Genomic DNA, 15,919 nt, shown 5'->3' with positions numbered 1-15,919 from the left:
CCACTATAATATGGAGGGAAATGATAAAAAATTGAGCAATTTTGAGTCACAGCTAGGTGAATTGTTTTGTGTCCAGTTTAAGGGGGCCTAGCCGCTATTCGGTAATAGATCTTCTTATTCGGTAGTTATGGAGTTCTATTCGGTAATAAACCTTCTTATTCGGTAATAATCAGCCACTATTCGGTAACTCTCATCACAACGTATCTCTCTCAATCTCTTTCAATTGATAAAAGTAACCTTTTTGCCTCATCAGTTCATCAAAAGTTCCTTGCTCGACGACTTCTCCATGGTCCATCACAATGATTTGATCCATTTCATCAAGCCCTCGTAAGTTGTGGCTTACGATCACGACCGTGCCACCCTCTGCATCGCGCATAATTTCGTTCATAACTTCTTGGGCAGTAACTTGATCTAGTGAAGAAGTTGGTTCGTCGAGTAGCCACAAGTTGGCATCGCGTAAAAATAGACGAGCAATCGCAAGTCGTTGTTTTTCACCGCCAGATAAGTTATCGCCTTTTTCGTATACTTCGTCCGTTAGTGAAAAATCGGTAAGACGTGCGCGTTTTAGCGCGTAAGTTAGTTGTTCGTCATTAACATCTGACAGTAAGTTATCTCGAATTGTTCCGGCAAAAAATTGCTGGTCTTGCATGACGGTGTTCGTCTGCTGCCATAAGCTTTCAGGTGTCACTTGGCTGATGCCTTGACTGTTAATATACACTTCGCCACCGCTTGCTTCTTCCAACTTTAATATTAACTGAAGCAAGGTTGATTTCCCAGAACCGCTTGCACCGACGACGGCTGTTTTGCTGTCAGAAGGGATCGATAAATTGACATTTTTTAGAGTTAATCGTGGTTCATCTTGATAAGTGAAGTCGACACCGCGAAAGGAAATGTCGACCGCCCCAGCGTCGCCCAAAGGTTGTGTTGGCTCACTAACTACTTCATCCTCATTAAAGAAAATTCGATTCGCTGCCTTTTTATTTTCTAGGAAATATTGCGGAAAAGCTGCCATCGGTTGTGTGTTTTCAAATACGGTTAATGTAAGGAGCATGAACATCGCCAACCACACGCCATCCATTTGTCCGGTTGCAATGAGCCAACCACCAACTGCTAAGACAGCCCAAGCCATCAATAATCCAACCCAACCATCGAGAACTTGGTTCAACAGTTCATGCTTTCTTTCTTTCGTTTGCGCTTGAATTAATTCATCATTCGCTGTGTTAAAAGCCTCACCTTGATCAGACAACTTTTGGTGAATCTTTAAATCTTGATAGCCGAACAGCAATTCAGTCGCTTGTGCTGATAAGTCGCTGCGTTTTTCTTGGACGGGCTGTTCTGTTGTCTGACGCATTTTAGCAAACAATGCGGGTAAGACGACTGTCGATAATAAGAGTCCGACGACTAATAGAAGCGCAATCCAAAATGAAAAATAAAGCGTAAATGAAACTGTGCTTAAGAAGATGAGCACCAGTACAATGGGCGGATAAAAAATTCTTAAGAAAAAGTTTTGCAACGACTCAACGTCAGAGACGAAACGTGATAATAAGTCACCTGTGCGAAAGTGTTGCACTTTTGATGGTGTAAGGTTTTGAAGTTTCTCAAAAAATTGCACGCGAATGTGACTTAACATCGTAAAGGTTGCGCGGTGTGAAAAGTAACGTTCGCTATAACGAGATAATGCACGTGTGAACCCGAGTAGTTTTACGATTGCGATGACGACGGTCAAAGCAGTGATCGGTACACCTAAAGCAGCTTGTGAAATTAAATAACCACTTGCAGTAAATAAGCCAACAGCAGCAATTCCGGCGATAAAGCCGAAGAGGATCGATAAAACAACATCTCTTTTCTCTTTCATTAATTGTTTAATAACAATGTTAAGACCTGTCATCGCGCTCACCTCCAGTTGCCTCTCCGATTAAAGCTTGGTAAGTTGCATTTGACTGACGTAACATGTCGTGTTGACCTGTTCCAACAACTTGTCCTCCATCCATCACGATGATTTGATCAGCTTTCCGAATCGTATGCATGCGGTGGGCGACCGTAATAAGCGTCGCGTCTTCAGCAAGCTTTTTAATTGATTCATTTAACACTTGTTCCGTTTTTAAATCAAGCCCAGTCGTCGGTTCATCAAATAATATTACAGATGGCTTTTTTAAAAAGGCTCGCGCCAATGCAACACGCTGTTTTTCCCCACCTGAAAGGCCGCGTCCACCTTCACCGATCCCTGTGTGCAAGCCGTCATTTAACAATTCGATTAAAGGCTCTAATCCAGCTTCTCTTGCAGCATGCTCAATGCCTTCTTTTGTTGCACTCGGCTCACTCATTTGAATGTTGTCATAGATCGTTCCTGAAAAAATATAAGGGTGCTGTGAAATATAGCTGAGTTCGTTAAACCATGCCTGTTCATCTAATCGGGCTTGATCAGTATCATTGACTAAAATTTCCCCACCATGAATAGGTAAAAGCCTGGCGATTAAGTGAAGTAATGTCGTTTTACCAGCACCGCTTTTTCCAACGATCGCGACAGAACTTCCAGCTTCGATCGTTGCTGAAACTGCTTGAACCGTCTCACTCTCATCGTAAGCAAATGACACTTCATTTAACTGAATTCGAGGAGGAAGTGAAGTAAGTGAAGCTTCACCCCATGTTAGTTCCTCAACAGGTTCGTTCAATTGTTCTTCAAGCTTTTTACTGGCTGTTAAGCTTTCACGACCAGAATGAAAAGCGCTACTTAAATCTTTAAGCGCAATGTAAAATTCGGGTGCTAATAGCAAGACAAAGAAAGCAGTTGCAAACGAAATCGTATCAAAAATAATTAATCCAAGAGCCAATTCAAGTGCGATCAGCCCCATACTTAACATTGATATCAATTCCATCATAAATGCTGATGTAAACGCGACAGCTAACACGCCGAGTGTTGCTTGTCTAAAATTGATACTGCTGTCTTCAATTCTTGTTTTTTCTCGCTCAGATTGACCAAACAGTTTTAAAGTTGTTAAGCCTTGTAACGAATCTAAAAACTGTCCCGAAAAAGAGGAGAGCTCGTTTAATTGTTCTTCTGATTTATCTTTCGTTTTCATGCCGATAATCGCCATAAATAATGGGATAAAAGGTGCTGTAATTAAAATGATCAAGCCTGATACCCAATTTTGTGTAAAAATAACAATTAAAATAGCAAGTGGTACAATCGTCGCTTGAATCATTTTCGGAATGTATTGGCTAAAGTAGCTGTCTGTTTGTTCAACGACGTTAATTAGTTGAGACACTTTTTCCCCAGAACGACCTTGTGAAGATAAGTCGACGGGTTGTTTTGTAAAGTGATTCAAAGTGCGTTCCCTTAGCTTTTTCTTCGCTTGGTTAGCTGAGCGCAAACCAATTAAGCCGTTTAAATAGTTCATACCAGCACGTAATGAAATCACTATCAATAACAGCCCTAAGCTTGGTAAAATGGCAGTGAAAGTAGCGTTACTTAAAAAGATCGCTTCTATAATAGAGACGATTAAGTACGCTTGTGCAATAATCATAAGCGCAAATACAATGCTTACGATGCTTAACTGAATATAAGTTTGTCGTTTAATTAAAGGTTTTAATAGCATAACGAATGTCCTTTCATCCTTCTAATACCATTTTACGCTTTTATCAGTCTTTTTTTAATTGAAACGATGTAAGAAGTCGATGAAATTTTATTGAACCTTGTTAGAATTGTTGCAAAATCGTTTATAATGGTAAGTAGAAGAATGAAGGAAGGGGACGAGCATGAAAAAAATAATAGTATTATTAGTCGCAATGTTAGTGCTTGCAGCGTGTCAAAATAACGGTGATGAAGATGCAGGTGCAATCGAACAGCCAGAAAATTTAGATGAAGCCTTAGTCGACTTCCAAGACGGTGACCCAATGGATGAAGAGTCATACTTAGGTGCTTGGTTAACTTATCAATCGGATGAAGAACCTTACGAGATTTTAAGAATTGAAGAAGAGGACGGCGAGTATCACTTCAATTATAATGAAGTCGGTTCAGAAGGAAGACTGCTTCAAGACATAATCGGTGTGTTAGATGAATTTGAAGATGGTTATGGGTTATTTGAATATGATTCTGATCAGTTTGGCAGTAGTGGTCAATTTGAACTCTTCTTAGAAGAAGATGGCATCCATTTAGTACAGGCGATTAATTTAGAAAATCGTGATGAGACAGCTGAGCATGAGTTGTTTTTTGATAAGAAATTAGAGAGATAAAGTGGTAAGGAGGATATGGCTTATTCATATCCTCCTTTTTCATGATCGCTTTGTTCTTCTTGTTTTCGTCTTCGAAAAGAATCCCACAATATAATTGTAATTGCTAGTAGAACTAGTCTATTTATACTCATTTTATAAGCTCACCTATACACCTGCAATTAGTGTGCACAGAAGTTCAAAAATATTTTGATTTTTCATTTTTTAACTTGTAAAATTATAGCAAGTTATACATATAAATGGGGGATTAAATGGGGGAAGTAGAATTATTTCGTCTTGTTTTAATATTATTTGTTCTAGTGGCAGGAGTCCTCATTGCGCGGTTTTATGACAAATGGTGGGCGACACCGATTGTTACAGTCATCTTATATTATGGAGCTATAGTTTTCTATCAATTGTTTGTTCCTGGCATTGTTAGATTATCATTTTTGGAAGCAGTTATTTTCTTGGCGATTATTTCTGTTATTCTAGATGTTGCTATAGACCGTATATGGAAGTATAAGGTTGTTCCAATAACATTAACTGTCATTTTGGTATTTTTAGGTGGTGTTCTATTTTATATAGAGCAGTCTAAACACACTACAATGGAGCAAGTAATCGCTGATGAGTATGGTGAAGAGTTTGAAATCGAACGTCTCGAAATAGACAGACGTATCAACCGAACGAATACGACCATTGAGGATGAAGAACTACTTCGTGAGTGGCATGAAGTTTTAAATGATCTCGAGGTGAAAAGGCAAGAAGGATGGCCAAGGGTGGATTATATACTCGATTTTAATAGCAGTCAGTATAGAATGGAATTAGACGAGTACGGCAATATATATGTTGATAGGCAAAACTATTACATATTTAATCCTGAAGAAGTATATGAGTTTTTAGAAAATGAAGATATAGAATGGGAAGATTAATGGGGGAGTAAGTGTGTGTTAATGAGTATGTTAGTCGTTGTTCTTGCAGTATTATCTGTGTTAGCTTCGTTTAATTTTAAAGGTTGGACGGCTCCAGTTTTTACGTTTGTTACGTATGTCGGTTTTCATCTAGTAGTTGATTTGTATAGGTATGGTGTGGCCAGTTTGTTTGAAACGATTGGAGCTAATTGGTTGCACATCATCGTATTAATGATCTTTGCAACGGCTATTAGATACGCTGTTACAGCGTTTGAAGAAAGACGGACAAAAGTCTTTTACATCTTCGGGATGGTCTGCCTATTAGTGATATTCGACTTAATCGCACAAGCGCAAACAACGACGTTTGGAGAAGTTGTTGACGAAGAGTTAAGTCCTGCCTTATCAGAAATAACGATTTTAGGTGGTCAAAGGCGTAGTGATATTGTCATTGATGATGAAGAGATAATTGACCAAATACTAAACGACCATCGTGATATGACACTTCGGAGTGGTGTGGTAGCTATGATAGGGAGTGCCAACTCAGTTGCTCTGCAAACGACGAGAAGAGGTGGAGGAAGGACTCTTATAATGGTCGATGAAAATGGAATTCGCTTTAGCTTCAGAAATGAATACCGAGTAGAAGACGATAATGGGCTATATGAATTTTTAAATGAGATCATCGATGAAGAACAAGAATAAAGCACCTCCTAAAATTGAAGGTGCTTTTACGACTTGGTGATTATTTTTTTAGGTCGTCTTTTTCAACAAGCTGACCGACTTCTACATCGAATTGTTTACCAGGATCGTTCAGTGAATATACCCTTGCTTTTCCTAAGTTTTCGTCGACGTCCTGTATGTAAATACGTTCGCCATTATACTGCACATCTTTCATATCAGGGGATTGAGAAATTTCTTTTGCTCTGTTTTGATCCATCTAATTCCTCCTAAGTTTTTAGTGAGTAGGTCCTTCTTCGACTAAATGGTCAAGTTCGACTTCTTGTTTGTCATCGACGTCTGTTAATGGGGAAATGGTTGCCTTGTTTTCACCAGGGTGAATGTCTTGAATGAAAATGGGCTGTCCTTGGTAACTAACGTTGATTAAAGTCGGTGATTCATAAATCTCTTGCGCTCGATTAACTTCCATCATGTCCCTCCTTATAAAATTCTCCTCTAATAGCGTTGCTCAATATAGGGAAGGTTATACATTTTAATTCGAAATTAAAATAAATGCTTAATCACGGAGGAGGAATTCAACACCATTACAGAAAATAATAAAAGCAAATAACGAAGAAGGCCAAAGTCGATAAAGTTAAGGTATAAGCGTTCGATTGTTTTAAATACCGCCATTCTAAATAAGCGCCAGTTCCTAAAATAATGGTTATAGAAAAAATAGAGATGTAGACAAGGTAAATAGTCAGTCCTTCAATCCCAAGTGCTATATACAACAAAAAAATGAAGGTAACTACTGTCCAAGTGGTAAAATGCATGAGCTTAATCCCATCAGTATGTTTCAGTTTATGGTGATCTTGATGAAAGAAAATATGACTTAATAGCGCGTGTATAGCTCCTTGTAATGCTAGTAAAAGTGTTAAGGCCATAATTGAACACTCCGAACTGAATGATTGTAGTCTTACTATTTTATCATGAAATTGTCACTATATTGAATAGTTGGAATGGTGATGTTATGGATTGTTTTATGAGTTGAAATTAGAGAGAATTAGTAGTAGTTTGGTTAAAAATAGAATGAGAAAGAGGATGCAGCATGAGGTTAAAATGGACATGGATTGCTTTAATTGTTGTCGTTGTTTTATTTGCGGTAACGACGATGGGAAATGATGATGAAGTTGTTGAAATGATTGTTGATACTGGAGAAGAGCAGTATACGATTTCAGAGGGGGACAGTCTTGACCGCTTTTTAGGTTATTGGGGTGAAATCGAGTGGGGTGATCATACGATGCCGAATATGGAGCGTACACAAGACGTCACTGTAACCCACATTTTAAGTGATACAGAAGAAGAGTTAGATTATGTCATATGGTTCCATGATGATGGTTCAGCAACAATCGTCAGCCCGAAAGCTGGTGAAGGAATTGGTAAGTGGGACGAAGAGTTCGGCATGTTAGTAGAAACAGAATTGCTAGAGTAGTACAAGAGAAAGAGTATTTAAATGCGGTATACAATCTATCAAGTAATCGTTTTAGCAGGATTAGTACTATTAGCTTTTGTAACAGAACAACTCGAGACATTTGGTGTAAACGATGGCTCAGAGTTTTTCTTATATATTATAGGTTTACTAGCCTATATTGCCATTGTTGTTAGTTGTTTTAGTTTGATCTTTTATTGGCAGACGAAGAAAAGTGAGACATTTTTAATTCATCCGATTTGGGAGAAGATGCCTATCCTTATAACAATTGTCTTTTTCTTATCGGCAGTCGTCTTAATATTTCTAATGGAATTCGGTGGTTATCAACTAGTTTCTGAATACCGCGGCTTGATGTATTTATTAATCTACTATTTTATATTTCTTTTAAATATAATGGGTGTTGCGATCGTGTATAAGGTTAGTCAGGACAAGCTATCGAAAAGGCAGATTATTGAACGAAGTGGTGTATGGACGGTCGGTGTGTTGACTGTCATATGGTTTATTATATAGTAGAGGAAGAGCCTCATATTATGAAAAGTAGATGACCTTTAGTAATATAGTCCTTAAAATAGAGGGTGGTCAAAATTAAGAAAATCATTTTAATATTCGCTGTTATGTTATTCACTGTCGGCTGTACAAATAGTGGAGGTTATAGCAAAGCAGAAAATGAATTACAAAACATATTCGATGATGATTTAACTGTTATGGAGCCAGAAGGTTATACGTTAATCGACGCACATGTGCGTTATGATTCGCAAGGTGATCACGTCGATGAAGCACGTCTCATTTATTCAGATATACAGCAAGTTGGTGATTTAGCTGCGAGTGAAGAAAAAATTGAAAGTAAAGAAGAGCGAGATCAACTTGAATATTTGTATGGACCTTATGAAGGGAAAGAAAAAGTACGAATAGCAGTTAGTTATTTTGACGAAGTGACAGCACCTTATTTAGACCCGAATCAAAATTTTGATGTGAAATCGGTCGGCGGACGTGACGCTTATGTCAACCGATCTTCAGACAGAGTGCAAATTTATATCCCTGTAGATGATTGGTTATATGAAGTTGTCTCAAGTGATGGGACGGTTTCTGAAGATGAGTTGTTAACTTATATGGAAATGGTTGTTAATTAAATAGAGAAAAGAAAAAGCTTGGGGATTCCCAAGCTTTTTAACGTTCTAAATAGGCGATTCCATCAGGGTGTACGCCGACATCAATGCGCTCTTCTTCTTTTAACGTTTCCATATTAATGATGGAAATGTCGTTTGTTTTGTTATTGGCAACGTATGCGAAGCTACCTTCATAGTTAAAGACAACCCCACCAGCCCAACGGCCAACTGGAATTCGCTTAATTTCCCAAGGACGAACTTGGTTGTTAACTTTTTGTTCAGTTTGAATGACTGAAACGTCGTGTGAATAGCGGTTAGCAATTAAAGCATATTCGCCATTTGGAGAGAAGACTAATCTTACTGGCAATTCACCTACACGTCGTTTAAATAGTGTCTCGTAGTTAGAACTGTCTAACACATATAATGTATTGTCTTCTTGGTTTGCGACATAAATGTGTTCGCCGTTTGGATGAACGGCTAAACCTTCAGGGCCACGACCGACAGGGAAATGGTTTACGACTTCTTCTGTTTCTACATCAACTTCTGTGACGTTATGACTTCCGATGTTGGGTACGTATACAGTCTTACCATCTGGTGAGAAAGAAATCATATGTGACTTATCTTGATACGTTGGGAAAACGTTCTCGACTTCATCAGTTTCTGTATTAATGACGAAAATTTTACTGCAAAATGTACTCGCCAAAAACAGCTTCTTGCCATCTTTAGTAAGATCAACACCGTGTGGGAATGCGAATTCAGGGTGTTCAATCGTTTTAACGATTTCAAAAGAATCGTTATCCATAATATCGACAGCGTTTCCTAATGAACAAGCGATGTAAGTCTTTTTCCCATCTTTACTTATTACGACTTCGTGTGGGTTGTGAGACGTTGGGATCGTTTTGATTGATTCTTGCTTGTCTAAATCAACGATCGAAAGCGTGTCCTCATCTTTGTTAAGGACGATTAAATATTTTGACATGGTGAACCCTCCTATGTATTAACACTAAAATTATTTTAACATTTTGAAAGTTTAAAAGGGAAGTATTTTGTTTCGAATTTCGAAATTCCATATATTATGTTATACTGGCAGAAAAAGGAGAATGATCAAGATGGACGCTGTTATTAGACCGTTAGAACAAAGTGACATCCGTGCTGTGCAACACGTAGCGCAAGAAAGCTGGCATCATACCTATGAAGGGATTATTCCCCGGTATATTCAAGATACGTTTTTAACTGAAGCGTATAGTGACTTGAATATGCAGCGCCGTCTTGATCGTGGTGGTGTATGGGTAGCAGAAAACCAAGATGGGATCGTTGGTTTTGCTAATTTAACGCCTGTTAATGATGATGGGGAAGCGGAATTGGTGGCAATCTATATATTACCTCACCATATTGGATTCGGAATTGGAACAAAACTACTACAAAGTGGTGTCAGTCAGTTAAAAGGTTTACAAAGGTTATATGTAGAAGTTGAAAAAGAGAATGAAGTAGGTTTGAAGTTTTATGAAGCAAAAGGGTTTAATGTCGTAAAAGAGTATGATGATGTTTTTGCAGGGCATACGTTAAAGACGTTACAAATGGTGAAGGAGTATGAGGAGGTTTAATATGAGCTTAGTTGTTCGATCGGTACTTGAGTTGTTGCGATTAGCTGCAATCTTTTTCATTGTTGGCGGTGTGTTGTCATTTATGTTTATAAACATTTATGGCGTGTTTGGGATTGAGAGCAGTACATTTGTTGGAGTTGGCGTTATGTTAGTCGTTTTTGTTCTTTACCGTAATCGCTTGCAGTTTAGTGGTTGGTATAACGGTAAGCAACGAAAGCGTCTGTCGACTTCCACAACACGTTGGTTAGTTGCTGGAAGTTTAGTATTAATCTTATCACCAGTTATTCGTGAAATGATGACGTTAATCGTTTAAGGGGGGAAACGGATGACAATCACTAATGTACCAGGTGTTAAAGTCGGCCATAAGCAAAATGAAGTCGCAAGAACTGGGTGTACGGTTATTTTAACTGAAGACGGCGCGACGTGTGGTGTTGATGTTCGCGGGTCTGCACCAGGAACTCGTGAGACAGATTTGCTTGACCCAGTCAATTTAGTGGAAGAAGTTCATGCGGTTAGCCTTGCTGGCGGCAGTGCTTATGGCTTGGACGCAGCATCTGGTGTGATGCGATTTTTAGAAGAAAAGAATGTCGGCATGGACGTTGGAGTGGCTAAAGTTCCGATCGTGCCGAGTGCGATTTTGTTTGATTTGGCTGTAGGGGATGCGAATGTAAGGCCAGATCAAAAGATGGGTTATGAAGCAGCTGAAATCGCAAGTCCTCTTCCCGTTAAACAAGGAGCAGTCGGTGCAGGGTGTGGTGCGACAGTTGGTAAAATTGCTGGCTTTGAAGCGGCAAGTAAAGGTGGCCTTGGCAGTGCGTCGGTCGAACTTGAAAATGGCCTTGTTGTCGGTGCAATCGTTGCGGTAAACGCTGTTGGTGATGTTTGCGATTCTATGACGGGTGAAATATTAGCCGGTGCGCGTAACTTAGAGACAGGTGAATTTTTAAACAGTGCTCAAATGATGCGTAAACAAGCTGAAGTGGAGGGTATTGCTGGAACGAACACGACGATTGGTGCTGTTGCGGTCAATGCGAAATTAACGAAAGCGGAAGCGAAAAAAGTGGCACAAATGTCGCAAAACGCGCTTGGACGAACGATCTTTCCAGCACATACTATGTATGACGGTGATACGATCTTTGCTCTGGCGACAGGTGAACAACGTGCTTCTGTTGATTTGATTGGACAATTGGCGACTGAAGTGATGGAAGAAGCGATTTTGAATGCCGTTGGAAAATAAATGAATAAAAAGTAGCCTTACGTTTTACAATAAGAACGGTAATAAAACGGAGGTGAATGAAATGGCTCGTATTGCAGTAGAAAATAACATGTCAGACCTACAACACGCGCTTGCTCAAACTGGGCATGATGTCATTCAATTAGAAGGTGAACAAGTGCCAGATTGCGATTGTTGCTGTGTTTCTGGACAAGACAACAACATGATGGGGATGAGCGACAAAGCAACAAATGCACCCGTCATTAACTGCAACGGCATGTCGACAGATGAAGTCGTTGAAGCTGTGAATAGTAAGGTTCATTAAGAATTGTAAGAGCTGCTTTCCGTGAGGGCAGTTCTTTTTTTGTTTGTAAAAGTTGTCAGTCTATTCACAAAACTTACAACAAATGGTATTGTGGAAGTGATTGTTCTAAATGGTTCCTGTTTAAAGGTGTTCGCGACTCACAGGAGCAGGGATTATAAATCTTTATAGGGGGAGGATGAGATAAATGCTAGAACTAGTTGGGATGGTTTCTTTTATTATAATAATATTAATCGTCATTGCATTTTTCATATTTAGCGCTGTTAAATTTATAGACCCAACTCCAATTCAAGTACAACTTTTCGGTATTCATCTAACACTATTTGGTGGGATTTTGTTATTTTCGAACTTATTAGGAACAGGTTACTTTATTATGGTATTAGGTTTAGTAATCGGAGTATATGGCAGTTTTAAAAGTAATGATTCAGGTCATGAAACGGAACAGGTCAAATAACGTAGTTAATGAAGGGAGTATATTAATGAGTAGTGAGAATATAGAAGTTAATCAAACGATTAAAGTTGTGTATGGAATCGTAGTCACTATTTTCTTGTTGCTTGCGGCGAGTATGATCTTGGGAGATTATGGAACGAGTGAAGTTGGACTTATATTAATAATAGTTTCACTCTTCATAAGTGGTGTGTACGGATTTTATAAGTCTTTAATAGAGAAAAATAAGAAGTTGGCAATCATAGATTTTTTATTTGTGTTAATGGGTTCTGTAATCTTAATTTATATAATCTTCTAATCCAAATCTCGATGTGAAAATAGATGACTTTCTTGTTCCTCTACCAGATGGGGATTGATCAATAAGAACAGTTCCTCTAGTAGATAATAGAAACCTGTTCTTAAGGGGGATTATGATTTTGCCAAGGTGTAATAGATGTGGTGTACAAGTGAACAAAGGAAAAATCATTAAATCATTGTTGTTAGAATACAAACCTATTAATTGTAAAGAATGTAAAACAGAACACGAGATAACTTTACTTTCCAGAGGTTTGGTATCTTTCTTAATTTTTGCACCTATGATACTAGTGGGGTTTATTTTATTAAATTATTTTCACTTAAATGTTTTGATAACTTTTATTTTGATGACTTCAATATCTATACTCTGTACTTTGTTTTGTAATGTATTCATTTGCATACTTTACACCTTTATTTGTCTTGCTGATTACAGTGGTTGGTGCAATGCAGTATTTGAGAAATACAAGTAGTGTAAGTTAATTAATTTTACCTGTGAGCATCTTCAACAATAAAAATACAAAAGGGGGAGGATCGAGATGAAGAAACTATTAATATCTTCAGTATTTATAGTGATCGTGGCACTTGCTGGATGTTCGAATGAAGAAGTGATTAACTATGAGTACACGTTTTTAGGTGAAGGTGAGTCTTGGGAAGCTGAATATGTTTATGAGCGAACGGAAATATGGGATGAAGAAGAAGGGGTGAAAACTTATACTAATGAAGACGATTTTGAATTTAAGCTCACTTATAAAGGGACAGAGAAAGATTTCCAATCAATTGAAAAGCTTGAATTTTCTTATGACGCAGGGGCTAAAGCAGGAAGAAGGAGTACGGAATTCAATGAACCACCGAAGGATTCTACATTTACAATTAGTGGTGGTGGCACCGGGGCTAAAGTACAAGAGGATGCGGTAATCCAAGTTGAAGTAAAATGGGATGATTTTGAAGAGTCATTTGAGTTGATCAACCATGAGAAATAATTAAACAACTACTTTTATTCCCATTGATTCTAAAACATCAATCCCACCAATCTTTCTTATTATTGATATTAACGGAGAGCGTTGGTTTAATAGATCCGTTAATTCTTTCACTATTGTGAGCATAAGAGTTGAATAAGGTGAAGGTTTCTTTAGTTGAAGTAAATTGAAAGAAGGTGGGATATCTTGTATGACTTATAATAAATCAAAAAAATTCAATTTATGGATTCCATTGTTATTACTTCTTCTCAACATCATCTTTACTTCATTTTTGATTCAAGAGTTATTAGATGCTACTTAACCAAGTTATGGATTTTTAGGTTTTTTAACGCCAATAGTTGCTTTAATTTCCCTGGTGTATATTAGAAAATTTTAAAGCGAAAACCACAGTTATTTTGTTCGAGTTTTACAAGCGTTAAATTGGCTATTTATTATATTTCCAATAGCTGTTTTTGTGACTTACGTGTTAGCTTTTTTATAAAATGTAGCTTATTGAAGCAGTAGAAAGCGTTGTTACTCTAATTAGAAACTTCCATGATAAAAAGGGACTTAGATAAGATTCTAAGTCCCTTTTTGAATTGATTTCTAACTCTTCTTTATTTAATGTTGTATTCTTTACCGTCACGACTGCGCTCCATAAAACCGTATTCAATTAAGTAGCGGCGCAGTGTCACGTGATCATCATATATTTGCTTTAACACTTGATTCACTTCAAACTCATTGTACGTTTGGTCGCGATCAAATTTTGTAGCGATTTGTTGTAAAATGATGATCTTGCGTTTTTCTTTACTTGGGAATTGCTTGAGTGGCTGGTCTAACCCTTTGTCAAAATAAGTATTTAATACTTTTTCTTTTTCCTCTTGAGTAATGGCATAACGTTCATCCACCATCGTCGCCCCCTTATGAATTGTGATAAATGAATTGGAATCGTCTTGATCTTTGTCAAGTAACTCCATAATTGCTAGAAAGACTCGTGCTTGTTTTTCTTTTTCTTTAAGTTTGAAGCGATGGTGTCTGACCGTCGATGTATTTTTAGCATCAATCTGTTTGGCAATTTCTTTATCCGTTAGCCCTGATTTAAAGTGTTGTAAAATGTCTTGTTGTAGTTCGGTTAAACCCGTGTATTTTTTATCGAGTGAAGTGAGTTGCTGAAACATAGAGCCGTGGTCAGTTATGATGTGTTTTTTAGCTGCTTTTCTAGCTTCGAACAATGTGTCTTCAATGGGATATATCACCCCGTTTTCAAACGTTTTCTCACAGATGAGGCAAGTGTATGTATCGTAATCTTGGTTGTAAGAATAGCCTTTTGTTAACTCTTCAACTGAAGCATCCCAAAATTGATTGTTAGTCATATTGTAAGCATCCTTTTATTTTGTTTGTTTATTTATAAACATAATACATTTAAGTTGTGTTTAAGTCAAACGAATTTAAATTTTGTTTGTAATAATAAAAAGGTGAATGGCTTAAGCCACTCACCTTTATAAGTATCCAAAGTTACGCAATATTTTATAGCGGTCGACAGCGAGTATCCCTTGCCACTGTCTTCTAGCAACTGCAAATTCTTGATCAAAGCCAAAGCCTTCCCAGTTCCATGAAATATCCCAAATGCCTTCGTTAGTCATTTCATTAAAAAACAGTTCGATGTTTTTTTCTACTAAATTGCCTAACCGATTGGAAAGCGGGTGTTCTGGGTGAGTAATATAATTTAAAGGCAACGTTTGATAACCTTTTCCCCAAGTAGCTGGGTCTTGGTCAATGCTTTGTTCAGCTAATTGCATTATTTTTTCTGAGACGTCATGTAATTGATAGTTAATGACATGATTAAAAGTTTGTTCGAATGGTCTTATCAGTTTAATGCATTGTTGAAAGTTTTGAATTTCATGTGTGTCCATTTGAGGTGTTGTCATAAGATGTTCTACTGCGTGCTTGAGAGTTTGCCAACCTATTTGAGCGCTTTTAGATTCATGTGAGGACCAGTGAATCAGCATCGCGGCGAGTTCCACGCTTGGGTTGAACTGCCAAAACTGCTGTGCCCCTTCTTGCCATTTCCACCAAAATGCATGTGGATGATCGTTGTTTTCAGGCGTGACGGAAGGCCACATGCCAGGTTCGGTTTGTGGGAGGTTAGTTAAGTATTGGGTTAAGGAATGTGTCAGTTTTTCGTTTGGCAGCGCATCAATTTCCACTAAAATTTGTCCTGCAGCCCAAGTCGCCATTGGTGTTGAATGAGGGTTCCAAAAGTCAGGCTCAAGTCCATGGCCGAACCCACCATCTGCATTTTGAAAAGCAGAGAGGCGATCTAGGACTTTTTCTTTTGAACCACCTTTGAAGTGATATTCCCATCTTGCTAGTTCTAATGGACGTGCATTTCTTTTCATCCAAGCATCTGTTTTTTGAAAAGTTTCTTTAGAAATATTCATCATTAACTCCTTTTTAAATAGTCTTTATTAGATGCTTCGACATTTTGCGTATGTATTCCTTTTTTATTTTGGACGCGGGGGTATAACTGTCGGACGAAGTGGGGTTAATGTCGAACGCGGGATCATAATTGTCGGACGAAGTGGGATTAATGTCGGACGCGATGTCATAACTGTCGGACAACGGCTAGGCCCCCTTAAACTGGACACAAAACAATTCACCTAGCTGTGACTCAAAATTGCTCAATTTTTTATCATTTCCCTCCATATTATAGTGG

General features: G+C 38.1%; 21 protein-coding genes. 13 read left to right on the top strand and 8 right to left on the bottom strand.

Going from position 1 to position 15,919, the window contains the following annotated elements; genetic code table 11:
- Positions 1 to 193: 193 nt before the first annotated feature.
- Together cydC and cydD are read right to left on the bottom strand one after the other, a co-directional pair.
- Entirely contained in the window at positions 194 to 1,888 is a 1,695-nt protein-coding gene (gene cydC / locus J2R98_RS14305) for a thiol reductant ABC exporter subunit CydC (protein ID WP_307070158.1), read from the bottom strand.
- Positions 1,875 to 3,596 (bottom strand): thiol reductant ABC exporter subunit CydD, encoded by a 1,722-nt coding sequence (gene cydD, locus J2R98_RS14300; RefSeq protein ID WP_307070156.1) that lies wholly within the window; start codon positions 3,594 to 3,596, stop codon positions 1,875 to 1,877. Before cydD ends, cydC begins: the two co-directional genes overlap by 14 nt.
- Positions 3,597 to 3,756: 160 nt before the next feature.
- On the opposite strand from cydD, the gene J2R98_RS14295 reads away from it, so the two are divergent.
- From J2R98_RS14295 to J2R98_RS14285, 3 genes are all read left to right on the top strand, one after another.
- Positions 3,757 to 4,233 (top strand): membrane lipoprotein lipid attachment site-containing protein, encoded by a 477-nt coding sequence (locus J2R98_RS14295; protein WP_307070155.1) that lies wholly within the window; start codon positions 3,757 to 3,759, stop codon positions 4,231 to 4,233.
- Positions 4,234 to 4,481: 248 nt separating this feature from the next.
- Entirely contained in the window at positions 4,482 to 5,138 is a 657-nt protein-coding gene (locus J2R98_RS14290; RefSeq protein ID WP_307070153.1) for a hypothetical protein, read from the top strand.
- 15 nt (positions 5,139 to 5,153) lie between these two features.
- Positions 5,154 to 5,816, top strand: coding sequence for a hypothetical protein (locus J2R98_RS14285; protein WP_307070151.1), 663 nt, complete (start codon positions 5,154 to 5,156; stop codon positions 5,814 to 5,816).
- 40 nt (positions 5,817 to 5,856) lie between these two features.
- On the opposite strand, the gene J2R98_RS14280 is transcribed toward J2R98_RS14285, so the two are convergent.
- The 3 genes from J2R98_RS14280 to J2R98_RS14270 form a co-directional block, all read right to left on the bottom strand.
- Positions 5,857 to 6,051 carry an H-type small acid-soluble spore protein gene (locus J2R98_RS14280; RefSeq protein WP_307070149.1) on the bottom strand — a complete coding sequence of 65 codons (195 nt, stop codon included), beginning with the start codon at positions 6,049 to 6,051 and terminating at the stop codon, positions 5,857 to 5,859.
- A gap of 18 nt (positions 6,052 to 6,069) precedes the next feature.
- A complete protein-coding gene (locus J2R98_RS14275; RefSeq protein ID WP_307070148.1) occupies positions 6,070 to 6,261 on the bottom strand; it encodes an H-type small acid-soluble spore protein in 192 nt (63 codons plus the stop codon).
- Between the two features lie 115 nt (positions 6,262 to 6,376).
- Positions 6,377 to 6,715 carry a DUF4181 domain-containing protein gene (locus J2R98_RS14270; protein WP_307070146.1) on the bottom strand — a complete coding sequence of 113 codons (339 nt, stop codon included), beginning with the start codon at positions 6,713 to 6,715 and terminating at the stop codon, positions 6,377 to 6,379.
- A 164-nt stretch (positions 6,716 to 6,879) separates the two neighbouring features.
- Here J2R98_RS14270 and J2R98_RS14265 point away from each other — a divergent pair, with 164 nt between their 5' ends.
- The 3 genes from J2R98_RS14265 (at position 6,880) to J2R98_RS14255 (ending at position 8,390) form a co-directional block, all read left to right on the top strand.
- Positions 6,880 to 7,263 (top strand): hypothetical protein, encoded by a 384-nt coding sequence (locus J2R98_RS14265; protein WP_307070144.1) that lies wholly within the window; start codon positions 6,880 to 6,882, stop codon positions 7,261 to 7,263.
- A gap of 21 nt (positions 7,264 to 7,284) precedes the next feature.
- Positions 7,285 to 7,770: a hypothetical protein gene (locus J2R98_RS14260; RefSeq protein ID WP_307070142.1), complete on the top strand. Its 486-nt coding sequence runs from the start codon at positions 7,285 to 7,287 to the stop codon at positions 7,768 to 7,770.
- A gap of 65 nt (positions 7,771 to 7,835) precedes the next feature.
- Complete coding sequence (locus tag J2R98_RS14255) at positions 7,836 to 8,390, top strand: hypothetical protein (RefSeq protein ID WP_307070140.1); 555 nt, start codon at positions 7,836 to 7,838, stop codon at positions 8,388 to 8,390.
- 37 nt (positions 8,391 to 8,427) lie between these two features.
- On the opposite strand, the gene J2R98_RS14250 is transcribed toward J2R98_RS14255, so the two are convergent.
- The gene (locus tag J2R98_RS14250) at positions 8,428 to 9,345 is read right to left on the bottom strand and encodes a YncE family protein (protein ID WP_307070137.1); all 918 of its coding nucleotides are present in this window, start codon (positions 9,343 to 9,345) and stop codon (positions 8,428 to 8,430) included.
- 130 nt (positions 9,346 to 9,475) lie between these two features.
- Here J2R98_RS14250 and J2R98_RS14245 point away from each other — a divergent pair, with 130 nt between their 5' ends.
- The 7 genes from J2R98_RS14245 to J2R98_RS14215 all read left to right on the top strand — a co-directional run bounded on the left by J2R98_RS14245 (position 9,476) and on the right by J2R98_RS14215 (position 13,227).
- Entirely contained in the window at positions 9,476 to 9,970 is a 495-nt protein-coding gene (locus J2R98_RS14245) for a GNAT family N-acetyltransferase (protein WP_307070136.1), read from the top strand.
- Between the two features lies 1 nt (position 9,971).
- The gene (locus tag J2R98_RS14240; protein WP_307070134.1) at positions 9,972 to 10,283 is read left to right on the top strand and encodes a hypothetical protein; all 312 of its coding nucleotides are present in this window, start codon (positions 9,972 to 9,974) and stop codon (positions 10,281 to 10,283) included.
- 12 nt (positions 10,284 to 10,295) lie between these two features.
- Positions 10,296 to 11,207: a P1 family peptidase gene (locus J2R98_RS14235; RefSeq protein WP_307070131.1), complete on the top strand. Its 912-nt coding sequence runs from the start codon at positions 10,296 to 10,298 to the stop codon at positions 11,205 to 11,207.
- A 61-nt stretch (positions 11,208 to 11,268) separates the two neighbouring features.
- Entirely contained in the window at positions 11,269 to 11,508 is a 240-nt protein-coding gene (locus tag J2R98_RS14230; protein ID WP_307070130.1) for a YkuS family protein, read from the top strand.
- Positions 11,509 to 11,692: 184 nt separating this feature from the next.
- Complete coding sequence (locus J2R98_RS14225) at positions 11,693 to 11,959, top strand: hypothetical protein (protein WP_307070128.1); 267 nt, start codon at positions 11,693 to 11,695, stop codon at positions 11,957 to 11,959.
- Between the two features lie 25 nt (positions 11,960 to 11,984).
- Entirely contained in the window at positions 11,985 to 12,251 is a 267-nt protein-coding gene (locus J2R98_RS14220; RefSeq protein WP_307070126.1) for a hypothetical protein, read from the top strand.
- A 532-nt stretch (positions 12,252 to 12,783) separates the two neighbouring features.
- Positions 12,784 to 13,227, top strand: coding sequence for a hypothetical protein (locus J2R98_RS14215; protein ID WP_307070125.1), 444 nt, complete (start codon positions 12,784 to 12,786; stop codon positions 13,225 to 13,227).
- Positions 13,228 to 13,820: 593 nt separating this feature from the next.
- On the opposite strand, the gene J2R98_RS14210 is transcribed toward J2R98_RS14215, so the two are convergent.
- Positions 13,821 to 14,576, bottom strand: a complete 756-nt coding sequence (locus J2R98_RS14210) for a DUF2087 domain-containing protein (protein WP_307070123.1) — start codon at positions 14,574 to 14,576, stop codon at positions 13,821 to 13,823.
- Between the two features lie 126 nt (positions 14,577 to 14,702).
- Complete coding sequence (locus tag J2R98_RS14205; RefSeq protein ID WP_307070120.1) at positions 14,703 to 15,644, bottom strand: hypothetical protein; 942 nt, start codon at positions 15,642 to 15,644, stop codon at positions 14,703 to 14,705.
- Positions 15,645 to 15,919: the final 275 nt, after the last annotated feature.

This window comes from Alkalibacillus filiformis (assembly GCF_030814115.1).
Classification (GTDB): Bacteria; Bacillota; Bacilli; order Bacillales; family Alkalibacillaceae; genus Alkalibacillus; species Alkalibacillus filiformis.
The sequence above is the reverse complement of the archived record's forward strand: the minus strand, read 5'-3'. Positions and strand labels throughout refer to the sequence as shown.